Annotated in this window: 16 protein-coding genes and 2 pseudogenes; 7 read left to right on the plus strand and 11 right to left on the minus strand. The window is 74.3% G+C overall.

Annotated features, from left to right (window positions below):
• The 7 genes from ABZ885_RS21705 to ABZ885_RS21735 form a co-directional block, all read right to left on the minus strand.
• Positions 1-1544: ATP-binding protein (locus tag ABZ885_RS21705; protein ID WP_360190942.1), on the minus strand; the 1544-nt coding region annotated here is incomplete at its 3' end.
• A gap of 65 nt (positions 1545-1609) precedes the next feature.
• Positions 1610-2635 (minus strand): MBL fold metallo-hydrolase, encoded by a 1026-nt coding sequence (locus ABZ885_RS21710; RefSeq protein WP_360190945.1) that lies wholly within the window; start codon positions 2633-2635, stop codon positions 1610-1612.
• A 168-nt stretch (positions 2636-2803) separates the two neighbouring features.
• A complete protein-coding gene (locus tag ABZ885_RS21715; RefSeq protein WP_360190948.1) occupies positions 2804-3166 on the minus strand; it encodes a DUF6086 family protein in 363 nt (120 codons plus the stop codon).
• On the minus strand, positions 3163-4371 hold the full coding sequence (locus ABZ885_RS21720) for a putative T7SS-secreted protein (protein ID WP_360190951.1): 1209 nt from the start codon (positions 4369-4371) through the stop codon (positions 3163-3165). Before ABZ885_RS21720 ends, ABZ885_RS21715 begins: the two co-directional genes overlap by 4 nt.
• A complete protein-coding gene (locus ABZ885_RS21725; RefSeq protein WP_360190953.1) occupies positions 4371-4703 on the minus strand; it encodes a hypothetical protein in 333 nt (110 codons plus the stop codon). The genes ABZ885_RS21720 and ABZ885_RS21725 overlap by 1 nt, the downstream gene beginning before the upstream one ends.
• A gap of 168 nt (positions 4704-4871) precedes the next feature.
• Positions 4872-5618, minus strand: coding sequence for a hypothetical protein (locus ABZ885_RS21730; RefSeq protein ID WP_360190956.1), 747 nt, complete (start codon positions 5616-5618; stop codon positions 4872-4874).
• Positions 5619-5786: 168 nt separating this feature from the next.
• Complete coding sequence (locus tag ABZ885_RS21735; RefSeq protein WP_360190959.1) at positions 5787-6710, minus strand: GNAT family N-acetyltransferase; 924 nt, start codon at positions 6708-6710, stop codon at positions 5787-5789.
• Positions 6711-6967: 257 nt separating this feature from the next.
• Here ABZ885_RS21735 and ABZ885_RS21740 point away from each other — a divergent pair.
• The 4 genes and pseudogenes from ABZ885_RS21740 to ABZ885_RS21755 form a co-directional block, all read left to right on the plus strand.
• Positions 6968-7804: pseudogene (locus ABZ885_RS21740) on the plus strand (DUF692 domain-containing protein); the annotation flags it as partial.
• A gap of 14 nt (positions 7805-7818) precedes the next feature.
• Positions 7819-8382 (plus strand): hypothetical protein, encoded by a 564-nt coding sequence (locus ABZ885_RS21745; RefSeq protein WP_360190961.1) that lies wholly within the window; start codon positions 7819-7821, stop codon positions 8380-8382.
• Positions 8383-8421: 39 nt separating this feature from the next.
• Positions 8422-9483, plus strand: a complete 1062-nt coding sequence (locus ABZ885_RS21750) for a TIGR04222 domain-containing membrane protein (protein ID WP_360190964.1) — start codon at positions 8422-8424, stop codon at positions 9481-9483.
• 93 nt (positions 9484-9576) lie between these two features.
• Entirely contained in the window at positions 9577-10356 is a 780-nt protein-coding gene (locus tag ABZ885_RS21755; RefSeq protein WP_360190966.1) for a TIGR04222 domain-containing membrane protein, read from the plus strand.
• 142 nt (positions 10357-10498) lie between these two features.
• Here ABZ885_RS21755 and hemQ read toward each other — a convergent pair whose 3' ends face one another.
• The 3 genes and pseudogenes from hemQ to ABZ885_RS21770 all read right to left on the minus strand — a co-directional run bounded on the left by hemQ (position 10499) and on the right by ABZ885_RS21770 (position 13229).
• Complete coding sequence (gene hemQ / locus ABZ885_RS21760) at positions 10499-11224, minus strand: hydrogen peroxide-dependent heme synthase (RefSeq protein ID WP_360190969.1); 726 nt, start codon at positions 11222-11224, stop codon at positions 10499-10501.
• On the minus strand, positions 11221-12657 hold the full coding sequence (gene hemG, locus ABZ885_RS21765) for a protoporphyrinogen oxidase (protein ID WP_360190972.1): 1437 nt from the start codon (positions 12655-12657) through the stop codon (positions 11221-11223). Before hemG ends, hemQ begins: the two co-directional genes overlap by 4 nt.
• Positions 12658-12691: 34 nt before the next feature.
• Positions 12692-13229: pseudogene (locus tag ABZ885_RS21770) on the minus strand (Uma2 family endonuclease).
• A gap of 167 nt (positions 13230-13396) precedes the next feature.
• Between ABZ885_RS21770 and ABZ885_RS21775 the strand changes: the two are divergent.
• Positions 13397-14434 carry a DUF4349 domain-containing protein gene (locus ABZ885_RS21775; protein WP_360190975.1) on the plus strand — a complete coding sequence of 346 codons (1038 nt, stop codon included), beginning with the start codon at positions 13397-13399 and terminating at the stop codon, positions 14432-14434.
• A gap of 48 nt (positions 14435-14482) precedes the next feature.
• On the opposite strand, the gene hemE is transcribed toward ABZ885_RS21775, so the two are convergent.
• The gene (gene hemE / locus ABZ885_RS21780) at positions 14483-15496 is read right to left on the minus strand and encodes a uroporphyrinogen decarboxylase (protein ID WP_360190982.1); all 1014 of its coding nucleotides are present in this window, start codon (positions 15494-15496) and stop codon (positions 14483-14485) included.
• Between the two features lie 247 nt (positions 15497-15743).
• Between hemE and ABZ885_RS21785 the strand changes: the two genes are divergently transcribed.
• Both ABZ885_RS21785 and ABZ885_RS21790 read left to right on the plus strand, forming a co-directional pair.
• Positions 15744-16406 carry a DUF3000 domain-containing protein gene (locus ABZ885_RS21785; protein WP_360190978.1) on the plus strand — a complete coding sequence of 221 codons (663 nt, stop codon included), beginning with the start codon at positions 15744-15746 and terminating at the stop codon, positions 16404-16406.
• A 321-nt stretch (positions 16407-16727) separates the two neighbouring features.
• Entirely contained in the window at positions 16728-17444 is a 717-nt protein-coding gene (locus ABZ885_RS21790; protein ID WP_148642571.1) for a response regulator transcription factor, read from the plus strand.
• The last annotated feature ends 49 nt before the right edge of the window (positions 17445-17493 follow it).

The following is a 17493-nucleotide window of genomic DNA, read 5'->3' on the forward strand; positions in this document are numbered from 1 at the left end:
GCTCGCCCGGCAGCAGGCGGACGGCTGGGCAGCCCGCTCCCGTCGGTCGGCGCGGCGTGCCCCGACGGCACGACGTGCATGGCCGGCGCGGTGTGCCCGGACGGCAGGTCATGCCCACCCGGCAGGTCGTGCCCACCGGGCGCGGCGTGCCCACCGGGCGCGGCGTGCCCCGCCGGACCGTCGGACCCGTCCCGCGGTGGCGGCACCACCTGGACGGTGGGCGCGGAGGCCGGCCCCGTCCCGGCGCGCAGCGGCAGCGGGGTGAGCACCGAGAGCGGCTGCTCCTGGTCCACCACGGTCAGCAGCCCGGCCGGGATCCGCACGATGGTCCGCATGCCGCCGTACGGGGAGGGCTCGATGTGGCAGGCGAAGCCGTACTGCCGGGCGAGCTTGCCGACCACCGCGAAGCCGGTCTTCGGCGGGTTGCCCAGCTCGGTCAGCAGCACCTCGGGCGGGCCGGCCAGCAGCCGGCGGGCCCGGCGCAGCTGGTCCTCCTCCATGCCGATGCCGCTGTCGTCGATGATCACCAGCGCGCCGCGGCCGCCCTGCTGGACGGTGACCGGGACGTCGGTCTCCGGGTGCGAGTACGCGGTGGCGTTGGCGAGCAGCTCGGCGACCGCGATGGCGAGCGGCTCGGCGGCCCGGGCCACCACGGCCAGCCGGTCGTCCCGCAGGTGGTTGGCGACCTTGATCCGGGCGTAGCCGGGCACCCGGGAGAGCCCGCCGACCACCACCTCGGCCAGCGGCGAGTCGGTCCGGGCCAGGCCGGGCCACGCCTCGCAGAGCACCGCGATGGTCTGGATCCGGCGCAGCGCGACCTCGTTGCGGAAGTCGACCTCCAGCAGCCGCGGGTCGTCGTTGTCGTGCTGGAGCTGCTGGACCAGGCTCTGGATCTGGTAGAGCAGGGTCTGGATCTTGGAGGTGGCGCCGCGCATCGCGGCCCGGGCGGCGGCGTCGACCCGTTCGCGCTCGTCGGTGACGGCGGCGGTGGCGGCGTCCAGGACGTCCTGCAGCACCTGCACCGCCTCCGGGCCGACGGCCCGCGCGTCCAGCGGTCCGGCGGCGGGCGCGTTGGGGTGGCTGAGCCGCAGGGCGGCGGCGGCCACCCGCTCGGCGGCGAGGTGGCCGACCTCGGCCAGCAGGCCGGCGGTCCGCCGGTCGGCGTCCTCGGCCCGGCGGCCGGCCTCCGCGGTCCGGTCCTCGGCCGCGCGGACGTGCAGCTCGGCCTCGGCCGCGCGGTGCTCCGCCGCGGCGGTGCGCTGGTCGGCCTCGCGGGCCCGGCCCTCGGCGGCCAGGGCCCTGGTCTCGGCGCGGCGGGCCTCCTCGGTCGCCCGGCGGGTGACCTCCTGCGCCTCGCGCAGCTGCTGCTCGCCCCGGGCCAGCCGCCCGTCGGCGGCACGGGCCCGCTCCTCACCGTGGGCGGCGGCGGTCTCGGCGGTGACGGCCCGGGCGAGCGCCCGGGACCGTCCGCGGGCCAGAACACCGGCCGCCGCGAGTGCGGCGACCGCGATCACCGCCAGGGCGAGCAGCGCGGTCTGCGTCATCGACGTCCTCGGAAGTCCTCGATCGAAGGGGCTGGATGGTCTGGCCGGGCCGTGGACCCCGCCGGTCAGGCGGGGGTGGCGGTGTCGTCCCCGGAGCGGGGCCGCGGCGGGCGGGCGGCGTCCCGGGCCAGTTCCCGGGCCACCAGTGCGACCTGGCTCATCGCCTCCAGGACGTTCGGCACCTCGCTGCCGTCCAGGTGCCGGTACTCGGCGGCGACGGTGAGCACCAGCCGCTCGGGCAGGCCGAGTTCGGGGTGCCGCTGCTCGGCGATGATCCGCCGGGCGGCGTCCAGCGCGGGTATCCCGGCGGCGTGCAGCGCGTGGGCGCGGTCGCGGACGTAGGCGAGGTACGCGATGTGGGCCCGGACGCCGGCCCGGTCGAGCACCGGACCGTGGCCGGGGACGAAGACCTCGGCGCCGGTGGCGAGCGCCTGCTCGCAGGCGGCGATGACGTTCTCCAGCGGGCCGGCCCAGTGCGAGGGGTGGTCGCCGGGCTGCTCGGGCGTCGATCCGAAGATCACGTCACCGGTGAACACCGCGCGCTGGTGCGGCAGGTGCACCAGCAGGTCGCCGCCGGTGTGCGCGGCCGGCAGGGCGGTGATCTGCACGGGGTACTCCCCCACCCGCAGTTCCAGCTCGCCGCTGAACACGGTGTGCGGGTGGACCGGCTCGGCCGCCGACCAGTCGAACTGGCCGAAGTGCTCACGGAGGTAGCCGCCGAGCAGCGAGTCCGGGTCGCCGCCGGTGACGAGTGCGTGCTGCTGCTTCGGCGTCGGCTCGTAGTGGATGTGGTCCAGCGCCTCGCGGGTGGCGATCACCTCGGCGTCCGGGAGGACGCCGGCGCCCCAGAGGTGGTCCCCGTTGGCATGGGTGACGACCACCCGGTCGACGGTGACCCCGTCGGCCAGCCGCCTCCTGCTCTCGGCGAGGAACTCGGCGGCGAGGGAGGGGTCGTAGGGCGTGTCGATCCACAGTGCGGTGCGCGGCGAGGCCAGCAACCCGCAGTTGGCCAGCCCCCAGCCGCGCTTCGGCGGGAGCCACACGTACAGGTCTTCGGCAATCGCGCTCACGTTCGCGCGGCTGATCGTCATGGGCGCGATTATGCCGACGATATGACAGGAGCGGAGCAAAACCCTTGCGATTCAAGCCACTTCCTGCCCCAGACGCTCCCGACCTGTCCCCATTCGCACCGGTGCGGTCTGAACCACTTTGTCTCAAGGGGCAGGACGGGGCGGCCCTCGTGGCGGCCGGCCGCTGTGTCAGCGCGACATCGAGCGCGCGTGCTCCTGCCGGAGCCGCGCCCAGGCGGCCACCTGTTCCGGCTCCCCGGACGGCAACCGCCCACCGGCCCGTTCCACCAGGACGGACGCCGTCGCGATGAAGCCCACGGTCAGCGACCGCAGAATCGGATGCGTCGCCCGGTGGTACTGCCGGACGAGCTCGGCGAGGAACTCCTCGAGGACGGGCAGGTCGATCTCACACTCGTCCTCGATGATGTCCCCGACGCCCGACACCAGGCCGAATGCCGACGCCACCGCCTCGGCCTCACCCTTGAACAGCCGCGCCACCGTGTTCGACGGGTCCCAGACGACCTCGTCCCGCACTTGGAATGTGCAGCTCACTGCGCCCACCTCACTGAGACGTCCACGCCGGGATGCGCGGTCTTCCAATCACCGACAGCCTGCTCCACAGCGGCCCGGAACTCGGGAGTGGCCCCGGGTTCCGTGAAGTCGAGGCCCATCGGGGCGTCCTCGTACCCTTCGAGATACGGCCTGGCGCGGAGGTACGAGTCGAGCTTCTTCACGACATTCTTCTCCACCCACCGCTGCGGATCCATCCGCGGGTCCTGGCCGGTGGCGGTCTTCTCCTCCCAGAGCGTTCCGTTCTCCACCCGGTCGATGTCGGTGATCGTGTCGGAGAGGTCGGCCGGATTGTCGACGATGTAGTTCGTGTCGCCTTCCTGCGGCGGCCGGACCCGGTTCGAGACCGGCTCACCCGGTGCCGGCCCACCGCCACCGCCACCTCCACCGTCGGAGGTCATCTGCACCCGGTCCGGCCCGGCCGCGTCCTGCATGATGGTGCTCAGCCCGGCCCCCGCAAGCCCGAGACCGCCGGCGATCGCCCCGGCCGAGACCACGTTCACCGGCACGCCCAGCACCGCCCCGATCCCAGTGGCGTCCAGGGCGAACCCGCCCACCTCGCCACCGGCGCCGAGCACGGCGAGCCCCAGTCCACCGGCCAGCTCGAGGACGGCGCCCGGATCATGCAGCATCGCATTGCCGACCGAGGCGAGGTCGTTGAGCGCGGTCTCGCCGACCTGCTCGGCGAAGTGGCCTGCATCGGAGAGGAAGTCACCGATGCCGTCGCCGAGCCGGGACCAGAATCCCGGCTTGGGCGGGGCCGCATCCCGCGCCCGCCCCACCTTCTCGGCCGCCGTCCTGCCCATGGATGCGAGCTGGTCGCGCGCGCTCCGCAGGGTCTCGGTCGCCGCCTGCCGGTCACCCGCGTTCCACTGGCCGATCGCCGCGGCCGCCCGGGACTGGGCCCAGACGAGCGTCGGCACGTAGGCGCCCAACGCGTCGGCCGCCTCGTGGAAGGCGTCCCCGGCCCGCAGCCACTTGCCGGGCTGGCCGTGGAAGGCTTTGCGAAACGCGTCTCCGGCCTCGCCCTGCCACCCCTCGGTCGTGTCGATCCGCAGGAGTCCCGCACCGGCCTGGTGCAGGTGGTCGCCGTAGGCGCGGAGTTCGGCCTCGGTCGAGTAGACGGCCGCCGGGCTCCCGGGGATCAGCGCCTTCGGATCACTCGTCGCACCCAGTTCGGCCGCCATCAGTGCACCCCCGGGTCGGTTCCACCGCCCGACACCTTGCTGCCCGACTGGACCAGGTGCTGGTGTGCGTCCTGCTCGGCCTTCGCGTAGGCGTTGGCGCTGGCGGTCAGGCGCGTGCTGATCTCCTTGCCGTCTTCGGCCAGGTTCTCCACGCCACGTTTCCAGCGGCTCAGGAAGTCCGACAGGGTGTGCGCCAAGTGATCGTCGCCGATGGCCGACGACTCGTGTGGAATGTCGGTGACACTCCGCCTGCTCAGCTGGTCCAGTGTGCCGTTCACGCCGGCAGCGGCATCCCGCAGCGCGGCGAGGTCCACCGAGTAGCCGTTCGCCATCCCCACCCCTCCCCCGTGGGCTCCGGGCTCACATCAGCCTCGACGCCCTCCTGAGGTTCATCCTGCGGCGGATGCGCGAGGCATGTCCATGATGATGCGTCAAACTTCAGGCAAAGAAGGCGAGTTGTCGACAAGCAGGCCCGGTCGCAGGACGGGGCCGGACGGAACTCAGGCCGCCGGGAGGAGCCGGCAGACCTCCACCGTCACGTCGACGGTGTCCAGGCCGATCACGCGGCCCTCGACGGCGGCGAATCCTTTCTCCCCACTGCGGAAGAGTGCGGCCAGCGGGGACTTGCGGGTCGCCGCGGCCAGGGCCTCGACCGCCATCGCCGAGCCGAAGGCGAAGACGCCGCAGAGCACGATGCAGGGGGCGTGCCGCGAGGTGTGGGTGACGAAGAGGAAACCGTGGTCGCGGATCAGCTCGTCGGCGGCGTTGTACTGGGCCTCGAAGGTCATCCCGCCCCAGCGGGCCCGGGCCGCCTCCGGGTACTCGATGCAGAAGTCCGGGAAGGCCGCACCGAGGACGGTCGCCGAGTACGGGTTGACGCTCGGGCCGCCGACCGAGAACGTCGGCATCCGCGGGTCCTGCGCCCCGGCGGTGACCAGCTCGATCGTCGCCTTCCGGTTGATCTTCCGGAGCAGGTCGGTGAGCTGGGCGATCGCCCGGGCCTCGGCCATCGGCATGAAGAGGACGTTCCTCGGGCCGCGGCTGGTCAGCCGGCGGCCGTCCTTGGCGAAGGCGAACTCCGCCACCTCGATGCTCGGGGTGATGATCTGCACCCGGCTGTAGGGGGCGAGCAGCGCCCGGAGGAAGCCGTAGCGGAGGAGGAGCCGGGCACGGGCGAGGGAGCGGGCCGCGAGGAAACCGATCACGGCCGGAACGAATCCGACCAGGACCTGAAGCAGGATCTCCATGGCATCCCCCGCACGGAAGACTCGGGCACGAACTGACTGCCGTGAGGTGATGCCCCGTAGAACACCAGGAACTCCCGGCACAGCAGTCCGCCCGGCGTGCGGCGCCGGATGTGCGCCCGATTCACCCGCACGGGCTAGGAAAACAAGCCTCCCGCCCCCTCCGGCCCGTCAGCCGGCCAGCCGCTTGGTGAACTTCCGCTCGCTCGCGCAGCGCTCGTACCCGAGCCACTCGTTGATCGCGAGCATCGGCGCGTTGGTCGCGTCGTTGCTGGTGTACGCCCGCCGGAAACCCGCGGCCTGCGCCCGGCGCAGCGACTCGTGCTTGGCGAGCTTGCTCAGGCCCCGCCCGCGGAAGTCCCGCCGGCAGGCCGTGAAGGCCGACCAGTAGCGCTCGGCGCCGTCCGTCTGCACCGCGCTGAACGCGGCCGGCTCGCCGTCGACCACCGCGACCACGGTGAGCTCGCGGTCGAGATCCGGCCGGGCCCAGACGCCGTTCAGGAAGTCCTCGTAGTCCGCGGCGTCCATCACCACCTCGCCCGGCTCGTCCCGGACCGCGTCCGCCTCGACGACGAAGATCGGGTACGGGTCGTCCACCCACTCGCTCGCCGGACGCAGCTCGACGCCCGCCGGCAGTGCGGGGGCCGGCGGGAGCGGCAGCGCGAGGTCACGGCTGCCGAAGTGGGCCGTCCGGCCCGCGGTGAAGCCGCGGTTGGCCGCGAACTCCAGGGCGGCCGGCTCCTGGTCCACCCAGCTGTGCACCTCGACCACGCCGTGCTCGGCGAGGTGGGCCTCGGCCGCTTCGAGCAGCGCGGTGAACGCGCCCCGGCGCCGGTACGCGGGCAGGATGCTGCCGTTGGCGTAGCCGATGCCCTTGGTGGTGGTGCCGGTGACCAGGCCGCAGCGCAGCGCGCCGGCCACCCGGCCGTCGAGCTCGGCGACGAGGGTGCGGTGGTGCTGCTCGGCCGGGTAATGGGCGTCCAGCCACACGAACGTCTCGGGCGTGAGCACCAGGTGTTCACGGCCCGCGCTGTGGGCGGCGGCCACGGCCTCGGCGTCGGCGGGGCGGAAGTCACGGATCGTCAATGTCGTCATAGGTGGGTCACGGTAGTGTCCGGGGTGCCGGTTCGCCTCCGAATTTCCGCCCCCACCTGCGGTTCTTCCACCGGGAGAGGGTTAGAGTCCCTCTCGAACGGGCCGGCAAGCTCAAGTAATGCTCTGAGATTACCGGGCAAGGCTTGGCAGCCGCCGCGCCCGGGGACATCCTCAGCAGCACGGCCCGGACCGGCCCTGGCGACGACGCCCGCGCCGGCCGACGGCCCCCCACCCAGCCCTCAGAAGGGGGCGCACCGATGACCTCCCCTGCACTGAACACCCCTGCCCGGCAGGCCGACGGCGGCACGCTGGGCGTCGGCCTCGGCTGGCGCGGCGAGATCGACCTCGTGGTCGAGCGCCAGCCCGGTCTGGACTGGGTCGAGGTGGTCGCCGAGAACATCTGCGCCGGCCACCTGCCCGAGTCGCTGCAGGTCCTGCGGGCCCGTGGCGTCACCGTGATCCCGCACGGCGTCTCGCTCGGCCTCGGCGGCGCCGGCAGGCCCGACCCGGCCCGGCTCGACAAGCTCGCCGGGGCGGCCGAGGCGCTCGGCTCGCCGCTGGTCACCGAGCACCTGGCGTTCGTCCGGGCCGGCGGCCTGGAGGCCGGGCACCTGCTGCCGGTGCCGCGCTCGCGCGACGCGCTCGACGTGATCGCCGAGAACGTCCGGATCGCGCAGGACCGGCTGCCGGTGCCGCTGGCCCTGGAGAACATCGCCGCCCAGCTGGCCTGGCCGGACGACGAGCTGACCGAGGGGCAGTTCCTCGCCGAGCTGGTCGAGCGCACCGGCGTCCGGCTGCTGATCGACGTCGCCAACCTGCACACCAACCGGGTCAACCTCGGCCTGGACCCGGCCGCCGAGCTGGACCGGCTGCCGCTGGAGGCGCTCGCCTACGTCCACGTGGCGGGCGGCCGGCTGGTCGACGGCGTCTGGCACGACACCCACGCCCACCCCGTCACCGAGCCCGTGCTGGAGGTGCTGGCCGAGCTGTGCGCGCGGGTCGTACCGCCCGGCGTGCTGCTGGAGCGGGACGCCAACTTCCCGCCGCCCGCCGAGCTGGCCGCCGAACTGGACGCCATCCGGCGCGTCCTGGACGGGGCCCGGCGGCCGTGACGACCCCGGAGACCGACACCACGACCGGCACCACGACCGACAGGACGACCGGCACGACGGCTGGCACGACGACCGGCACGACCGGCAGGACACCGGAGACCGTGCACCCGCCGGAGGACTGCCGCCTCGCCGCCGCCCGGGCCCGGCTGGCCGAGCGCCAGGAGGCCCTGCTGGCCGCCCTGGTGGCGGGCGGGCCGGTCCCGCCGGGCTTCGACGAGGCCCAGGTCCACGCCCAGGCACTGGGCCTGGCCCACAAGCGCCGGGACACCGCGGCCAAGGTGGCCCCGGACCTGCCCCGGCTGCTCGGGCCGCAGTACGGGCCGCTGTTCCTCGCCTACGCGCGCCGGCACCCGCAGACCGGCGGGTACCGCGCCGACGCCCGGGCCTTCGCCGCCTGGGCACTGGCCAACACCTCGGCCTACGGGCCCGGGGAGGGGCTCGGCCCCGAGCGGCGCCGGGCCCTGGCGCGGTGGCTCGACGGCCCCGCCCCGGAGCAGCCGACCGGCCCGCTCACCCGCCTGCGCCGGGCGCTCACGCCCCGCCGCCGGCCCACCCACTGACATCGACCGACCGCACCAACCCGTTCGGGGGGACCGCCCATGTGGCACAACAGCTACTTCCTCATCCCGGCCGTACCGCTCGCCGCCGCCGCGCTCTACGCGACGCAGACCAAGCAGCAGGTCGGGCGCGTGCGCCAGGCCCGGGGACTGCCCGGCCGCGGCCTGCCGCTGATGGAGGCCGCCTTCCTGGCCGGCGGCCCGGGCCGGGTGTTCGACACCGCACTCCTGCGGATGCACCAGGCCGGCCACGTCGTGGTCAACCGGGACCGGCTGGTCACCATCACCCGCAACGACCCGTACGACGCCGTGGACCAGGCCGTCATCGACGCCGCGGGGGCGACCGGACAGCGCGAACTCGGCCCGCTGCGCCGCACGGTGATGCGCTCGTCCGCCGTCCAGAAGCTCGGCGACGGGCTCGCCGACCGGGGGCTGATGCGCTACCCGGACCGGATGCGCCGGGCCCGCTGGGCGCACCGGCTGATCTGGTTCGCGCTGATCGCCGTGGTGGCCACCACCGTGCTGGCGTACGTCCTGGACGACGGCTCCGCCGGCTCCGACAGCCCGGCGCTGTGGATCCCGCTGGTCCTGCTCGGGACCGGCCTGCTCTCCCTGCTCGTCACCCGGCCGCACCGGGAGCGGATCACCCCGGCCGGCCGGCGCCAGCTCGCGCTGATGACCGCCGGCGGCGCGTGGCGGCCCGGCGTCGGAGCGCCGGCGGCCGGTGCCCTGCTGCTCGGCGCGGTCGCGCTCGGCGGGCTGGCCGCCGGCGGGCTGGACGACCCGGAGCTGCAGGACGCGCTGCTGACCGCCGCCGCGGAGGACGCGGCCCACGACGCCGTCACCAGGGCGGCGTTCGGGGGCGGGGGCTCGTCCAACTCCTCTTCCTCGTCGTCCGGTTCCAGCTGCGCGAGCCCGGCCACCTGGTGCGGCTCCTCCTCGGACTCCGGCTCCTCGGGATCGAGCTGCGGCAGCAGCAGCTGCGGCTCGTCCTCGGGCAGTTGCGGGTCGTCGTCCTCGTCGAGCTGCGGCTCCAGCTCCAGCAGCTGCGGGTCCTCGTCCAGCTGCGGCTCCAGCTGCGGTGGCGGCGGCTGCGGCTCCTGAGGCCCCGGCCCGCCCCGCCTCCCGCGTCACAGTTCGGTATCGCGCGCCGGGAATGCGTTCCCCGCGGAGGGCGGGCGGGTCTACAACAAGCCCATGTGGTTGCTCTTCCTGATACCGGCCTGTGCCGCCGCGGTGTTCTCCTGCATCCGGCTGGTCCGGATGACCGCCACCGCCGACGCGCTCGCCGGCCAGGAGGGGCCCCGGCCGCCCGAGGCGGTCGGGATCGGGCTGTACGAGACGGCCTACCTGGCCGGCGGCCCGGACCGGGTGGTCGACCTGGCCCTGGTCCTGATGGCCTCCCGCGGCCGGCTGCACCTCGCCCACACCGGCTGGACCACCGTGGTCGACCCGAAGGGCCGCAGCCGGCTGGAGCGCGCGGTGGTCGCCGGCGTCGGCCCGGACGGCCAGTGCCCGACCGAGGACCTGCGCCGGGCGATGGCCGTCCACCCCACCGTCCTGGAGATCGGCGCCCGGCTCGCGCTGGCCGGCCTGGCCACCCCGGCGCCGGTCCAGCAGCAGACCGTCCTGGTGATCCGGCAGGTCCGGCAGGCGCTGCTGCTGTCCCTGGTCCTGCTGGCCGGCGCGCTGGCCTTCGGCGGCTTCGCGGACGGTGACACGCTGGCCCCGCTCGCCTGGTTCTCGCTGCCGCTGGTACTCACCTCCGGGACGCTGCTGATGGCCCGGGTCGACGTCTACCCCTACACCCGCTGGGCCTCCCCGGTCGGCCAGGAGGTGCTCCGCGAGGTCCGCCCGCCGCGCCAGCACGGCCTGACCGACGACGACGAGCGCGAACTGCTCACCGCCGTCGCCATGATCGGCCCCGCCGCCCACCCCGACGCCCGCCTCCGCGCCGCCCTCCGCCACCGGCACTGACCCCGGGACCGGTTCCGCCCCCTGAGCGGCGGGGCGGAGGCGGCGCGGCGGCGCGGCGGGGGCGTGCCGGGAACGCGACGAGGGCCGGTCCCCCGTGCGGACGGGGGACCGGCCCTCGGGGCCGGCCGGGGCGGGCCGTTGCTCAGACCAGGCCGTTGAGGAGCTCGCTCACCGGCTTGCGGCGGCCGGTGAAGAACGGCACCTCCTCGCGGACGTGCAGCCGCGCACGGGACGGGCGCAGGTCACGCATCAGGTCGACGATCCGGTGCAGCTCGTCCGCCTCGAAGGCGAGCAGCCACTCGTAGTCGCCGAGCGCGAACGAGGCCACCGTGTTGGCCCGCACGTCGGGGTAGCCGCGCGCCATCTGGCCGTGCTCGGCGAGCATCGCGCGCCGCTCGGCGTCCGGCAGCAGGTACCACTCGTAGGAGCGGACGAACGGGTACACGCAGACGTAGTCGCGCGGGCGCTCGTCGGCCAGGAACGCCGGGATGTGCGACTTGTTGAACTCCGCCGGGCGGTGCAGCGCCATGTTCGACCAGACCGGCTCCAGCACCCGGCCCAGGCCGGTGCGGCGGAAGCGGTTGTACGCCTCCTGGAGGTCGTCCGAGTCCGCCGCGTGCCACCAGACCAGGATGTCGGCGTCCGCGCGCAGACCGGACACGTCGTAGGTGCCGCGCACCGTGACGTCCTTCGCGGCGAGCTGGGCGAACAGCTCGTCCACCTCGGCGGCCAGGGTGGTCCGGTCCTCGGGCAGGTCGCCCTTGAGCTTGAACACCGACCACATGGTGTAGCGGATGACCTGGTTCAGGTCGCGCGCCTTCTTCTTCTCGGGCTGCTGCTCCGGCTGCTGCTCAACGGTCTCAGTCATGCGCCCATTGTCCTCTCCGTGACGTGCTCCCCGACCGGCGGGGTCAACATTTTGTCGAGCTCGGCGACGGCCGCCCGCGCGCTCGCGATGCAGGCCGGGATGCCCACCCCGTCGTACGCGGCCCCGCACAGCGCCAGTCCGCCCGCCCGGGCGGCCGCCGCCCGGATCCGCGCCACCCGGTCGAGGTGGCCGACCGGGTACTGCGGCAGGCCGGCCCGCCAGCGGGTGACCGCGGTGTCGTACGGGCGGGCGGTCAGGCCGATCGCCTCCCGCAGGTCGGCCAGCGACTGCGCGACCAGCTCCTCGTCCGGCAGCTCCAGCGGCTGCTCCTCGCCGAGCCGGCCGAGCGAGGTGCGCAGCACGAAGGTGTCCGGGGCCGAGCGCTCCAGCCAGCCCCACTTGTTGGACGAGAAGGTGGACGCCTTGATCCGGCGGCCGTCCACCGGCGGCACCAGGAAGCCGCTGCCGGCCGGCGGCTCCGGCAGGTCGGCCCGCCGGAACGCCAGGGTGACCAGCGCCATCCCCGCGTACGCGACGCCGTCCAGTTCGCTGGCGGCCCCGGGGGCGTCGGCGCGCAGCAGCCGGGCCGCGGCCGGCGCGGGCACGGCCAGCACGACGGCGTCCGCGGACAGGACCTCGCCGTCGGCGGTCACCACCCGCCAGCCGTCGGGGGTGCGGCGCAGCCCGTCCACCGCGGTCCGGGTGCGCAGCTCGACGCCGGACTTCGCGCAGGCCGCGGCCACCGCCTCGGGCAGCGTGCCGAGGCCGCCGCGCAGGCCCTGGAAGACGGGGGTGGAGACGGTCTGAGGCCGGGTGGCCAGCTCGTGCACGCCCTCGACCAGCGAGCCGCCGCCGCGGGCGATCGCCACCAGCTGCGGTACGGCGGCGCGCAGCGAGATCTCGTCCGCGTGCCCGGCGTAGACGCCGCCGAGCAGCGGCTCGACCAGCCGGTCCACCACCTCGCGGCCCAGCCGCTCGGCGACGTACCGCCCGATCGCGATGTCGTCCGCGACGGCCTCGCCGGTGCTCTCGTGCCGCGCCCGCTCCAGGCCCTCCGCAGTGAGCACCCCGGACGCGGCGAGCGCCGCCAGGTCTCCGGGGACGCCCATCACCTGTCCGCCGGGCAGCGGGCGCAGCGCACCGCGGGTCCAGATCGCGGCCTTCGCGGTGGTCGGCGGCTCCAGCTCCTCGCCCAGGCCGACCGCCTGCGCCAGCTCGACCGCCTCCGGCCGCCGGGCCAGCATCGACTCGGCCCCCAGGTCCACCCGGACCCCGCCGACCTCACCGCCGTACAGCTTCCCGCCGAGCCGCTCGGACGCCTCCAGCAGCGTCACCCGCGCCCGTGCGGGCCCGCCCGCCGCTCCACTCAGAAACGCGGCAGCGGCCAGCCCCGCAATACCGCCGCCGATCACTACGACCTGTGCTTGCGCCATGCCCCGCAGTCTCGCAGGTCCTTACACGAATGCCTCAATCCGCTGCACGCCCCGGCCGCTTCCGCCGGGACACCAGCGCCTCGAGATCGAGGGCGACGGGCAACGGCAGCGGCCGTTCCAGCCTGCACCGGAAAATCCCGGCCGGAGAGTAGGAACTGGTCGTCCGCTCCAACTCGAAGACGTGCACGACCGGCAGACCGTCCTCCTCCTCGACGATCCAGTAGTGCGGGATGCCGGCCTCGGCGTACTTGCGGAACTTGACCGTGCGATCGCGGTGTGCGGACTCCGGCGATACGACTTCGATGACGAGCACCACGTCGGCCGCGTCATATCGCGTGCGGGCGGGGTCCGGCTCGGCAGTCACGACCATCACATCAGGTTCCGGACGGTTGAGCCGGTCGAGGGTGATCGTGATCTCGCGCTCCGGTCACATCCCCTCCGGTACGAGGTCCTCCAGCGCGGCGTCCGTCGATCAGTTCGGTGTGCCGCGGCGCCTGCGGCAGGTGGTCGTGGTCGTCGGCGATCCACCCCTCCTCGCGGGGCGGGTACATCCACTCCGGCAGCTCGCTCATGGCCCGACGGTAGCGAAACCGCCCGGTGCCCGGGGTCTTGTCCGGGCCGCCATCGAGCCGTGACCGAGTTGCGATCTCCCGGCCGGGTCCGTTCGGCGGGTGGCCCCGTCCAATGGTCCGGGCGTCCGGATCCGGGTGCCGGGTACGGGAGTTGGGGAGGGTTCGACGTGGTGCGAGGACGGCTCGGGGCGGGACGCAGAGCGGGGGCGGCGGCGGTGGTCGCGGCGGTGGTGCTGGTCGGCGGGTGCAGTGCGGGGGGCGCCGAGCGGGGTGCGGACAGTGCGGTGAAGGGCGCCGCCGCACCGGCGGCGGCTCCGCCGGTCGCCGCCTCCCCCGGCGGGGCCGCGGCGGACGCGAAGGGGGCGGCGACGCCCGGCCCCGTCACGGTCGGCGACAACCGGCTGATCGCGTACACGGCGCAGGTGTCGCTGCGTGGCAAGGACGTGCCCGCGGTGCTGGCGAGGGCGCGGGAGCTGGCGGCCTCCGCCGGGGGCTACGTCGCTGCCGAGACGGTGAGCGGCGGGCCGTCCGACACCGGCGGGCAGAGCGGCCAGATCACGGTGAAGGTCCCGTCGGCGTCCTTCCAGCAGACGCTGGACCAGCTGGCGGCGCTCGGCGAGGTGGTGTCACGCCGGAGCCAGGCGGACGACCTCACCCAGCAGGTGGCGGACGTGTCGAGCCGGGTGCAGACCCAGCAGGCGAGCGTCGACCGGGTCCGGGCGCTGATGGCGCAGGCGAAGTCGCTCGGCGAGATCACCAGCCTGGAGAGCGAGTTGAGCCGTCGCGAGGCGGACCTGGAGTCGCTGCAGAAGCAGCTGAAGGAGCTGTCGACGAAGACCTCGCTCTCCACCGTCACGCTGGACGTGCGGCGGGAGCCGGCGCCGGCGCACGTCGAGGAGGCCAAGGAGAAGGAGGACGAGGGCTTCTGGGCCTCGGTCGGCTCCGCGCTGGGCGGCGGCTGGCACGTGCTGGTCGCGATCGTGCGGGGGCTCGCCGTGGCGGTCGCGGCGGTGACGCCGTTCCTGCTGGTGCTCGGGCCGGCGGCGCTGGTGTTCTGGCTGCTGCGCCGCCGCCGGGCGGGCGGACGGCCGGACGCCCCGGTGCCGCCGATGCCCGCCCACCAACCGTCCCAGGAGCCGTCCCCCGCACAGGTGGAACAGGAGGATCAGGCGGATCAGGAGGCGCACGACCGGCCGGGCGTCTGAGCGGCGCAGCGGCGGGCCCCTTCGGCGCGAAGGGGCCCGCCGGCGGGCTCAGCGGGCGCTGGTCTCGTGCACGAACGCGACCAGCCGGCTGAGCGCGTCCGGGTCCATGCTGGGCAGCACGCCGTGGCCGAGGTTGAAGATGTGGCCGCTGCTGCCGAGCGCCTGGGCGGCGTGCAGCACCTCGCGGGCCTTGGTCTCGACGGCCTTGGTGGGCGCGAAGAGCACGGCCGGGTCGAGGTTGCCCTGCAGGCCCTTGCCGGGGCCGACCCGCTCGGCGGCGACGTTGAGCGGCACCCGCCAGTCGACGCCGACGATGTCCGCGCCGGCCTGGCCCATCAGGCCGAGCAGCTCGCCGGTGCCGACGCCGAAGTGGATGCGCGGCACGCCGTAGCCGGCGACGGCGTCGAAGACCTTGGTGCTGGCGGGCATGACCGAGCGGCGGTAGTCGTCCGGGGCGAGCGAGCCGACCCAGGAGTCGAACAGCTGGACGGCGGAGGCGCCGGCCTCGATCTGCACCTTGAGGAAGGCCGAGGTGATGTCGGCGAGCCGGTCGACGAGGGCGGCCCACAGCTCGGGCTGCCCGTACATCATGGCCTTGGTGTTCTCGTGGTTCTTGGACGGACCGCCCTCGACCAGGTAGCTGGCCAGCGTGTAGGGGGCGCCGGCGAAGCCGATCAGCGGGGTGCCGCCGAGCTCGTCGACGAGCAGGCCGACGGCCTCGGTGATGTAGGGGACGTCGTCGGGCTCCAGCGGACGGAGCCGCCGGAGGTCCTCGGCGGTGCGGATCGGGTCGGCGATGACCGGGCCGACGCCGGGCTTGATGTCGACGTCGATGCCGATGGCCTTGAGCGGCACCACGATGTCGCTGAAGAAGATCGCCGCGTCCACCTTGTGCCGGCGCACCGGCTGGAGGGTGATCTCCTTGACCAGCTCGGGCCGCATGCAGGACTCCAGCATGGGGATGCCCTCGCGGACCTTCAGGTACTCGGGCAGCGAACGGCCCGCCTGGCGCATGAACCACACCGGGGTGTGCGGCACCGGCTCGTGCCGGCACGCGCGCAGGAACGCGGAGTCGTGCGCGGCGCCGCGGCGCGCGGGGGTCTGCTGACCGGGGGCGGCGCCGGCCTGGGGGGCTGCCGTGGTGTCTGCCGTTGTCTCGCTCACGGTTCAAATCTTCGCACGCGCCCCGGACGCACCTCCCCGGCCGGGCTCGTCGGTTCCTCCAAGATCTGCCCGGTTTGCCGTCCCGGCACGCCGCACGGGCAGAAGTTGCGGCGAATACCCGCGTTTTCGACCTAGTCTTCGGGTCATGGCAGCGGTCGGCGGGCACCCCGCACAGGGTGGCGGAACAGGTGGCGGAACGGGTCGGGAGGCGGCGCCGAGCGAGTTCCGGGCCGCGGTCGAGGCTCTGACGGGGGCGCGGCCGCGTCCCGAGCTGGTCCTCTCCCCCGCCCCGGCGCCGCGCCGGCTGGCCCCGCACTCCTTCGCGCTGACCGCCGCGGTGGAGGTGGACGGCGAGGAGCTGGCCGACGGCCGGCTGGTGCTGCTGTACGACCCGGCCGGGCAGGAGGCCTGGAACGGGACCTTCCGCGTGGTGACCATGACCCGGGCGGAGCTGGAGCCGGAGATGGCCGGCGACCCGATGCTCTCCGAGGTCGGCTGGGCCTGGCTGCTGGACGCGCTGCAGGCGCACGGCGCGGGCTACGCCGAACCGTCGGGGACGGTGACCAGGTGCGCCTCGCAGTACTTCGGCGGCCTGGCGGACCGGGCGTCGTCCACCGAGATCGAGATCCGGGCGTCCTGGACGCCGGCCGACGGCCGCTTCGAGCGGCACCTGGCGGCCTGGGGGGACCTGCTCTGCATCAGCGCCGGCCTGCCGCCGGCCGCCCCGGCGCCGCAGCCGCCGGCGGACGTCCCGTCACTCGGCGGGGTGGTCCCGATGCCCGCCCGCCGGCGTCCGCGCTCGCACTGACGAGTGGCGTCCGGGCCGGTCGGCACCGGCGTGGCCCGGCGCCACCCCCAGGGCTGACAGAGTGTGACTTCAGACCCGCTCTGCGTCAATTACCCGGCCGAAACCGACCGATCCGCATCGGATTCGATCGATTTTGTGCGAATTCCAGGCATGTCGTATCAGTCACCTGCGCGATTTGTCCGTATTGTTACTCACTAGATCGTGATCTTTCGCTAAAGCCGGGCACGGTTGCTGCCGAAGCAGACTGTGACCCTTTCCAAACGCGGAACACTCCGACCGCCCCCATCGGGGTTCCGTCCGCCACTCCCCGCAGGAGGCCTGGTGTCGGTCCTTCTTGAGCACCCCGCAAACGTGGTCGCCTACCGCCCGACCAAGCCCACCGCCATGGTGGTCATCGCCGATCCCCGCGTCCGAAACACCGTCACCCGCCACCTCTGGGCCCTCGGCGTCCGGGACGTGATCGAGGTGTCCTCGATCGCCGAGGCCCGCCCCCGGGTCTCCACCCCGCGCGACATCTGCGTCGCCGACGTCCACCTCCCGGACGGCTCCGGGCTCACCATCCTGGCCGAGACCCGCGCCGCGGGCTGGCCCAACGGCCTGGCGCTCTCCGCCGCCGACGACATCGGCGCGGTCCGCAGCGCGCTGGCCGGCGGCGTCAAGGGCTACGTGGTCACCGGCACCCGCACCAACGTCGCCATGCCGGGCCGCCCCGGCCTCCCGATCGGCGCCGGCGGTCTGGCCGGCCGGATGCGCCGCCCCGGCATGCCGGGCGTGCCGGGTGCGGCCGGTGCTCCGGGCGCCCCCGGGGCCCCCGGTGCGCCGGGCGCACAGCAGGCCGCCTACCGGGAGCTCTCCGGCCGCGAGGTCGAGGTGCTCCGGCTGGTCGCCGAGGGCCAGTCCAACAAGGCGATCGGCGTCGCAATGGGCCTCTCCGCGCTCACCGTGAAGAGCCACCTCGCCCGCATCGCCCGCAAGCTGGGCACCGGCGACCGGGCCGGCATGGTCGCGGTCGCGCTGCGCACCGGCATCATTCACTGACCCGTCGGCGGGACCGCTGCGGCGGCTCTGGAGGAACGTTCCTCCAGGG

The organism is Kitasatospora sp. NPDC047058, assembly GCF_040643935.1.
Classification (GTDB): Bacteria; Actinomycetota; Actinomycetes; order Streptomycetales; family Streptomycetaceae; genus Kitasatospora.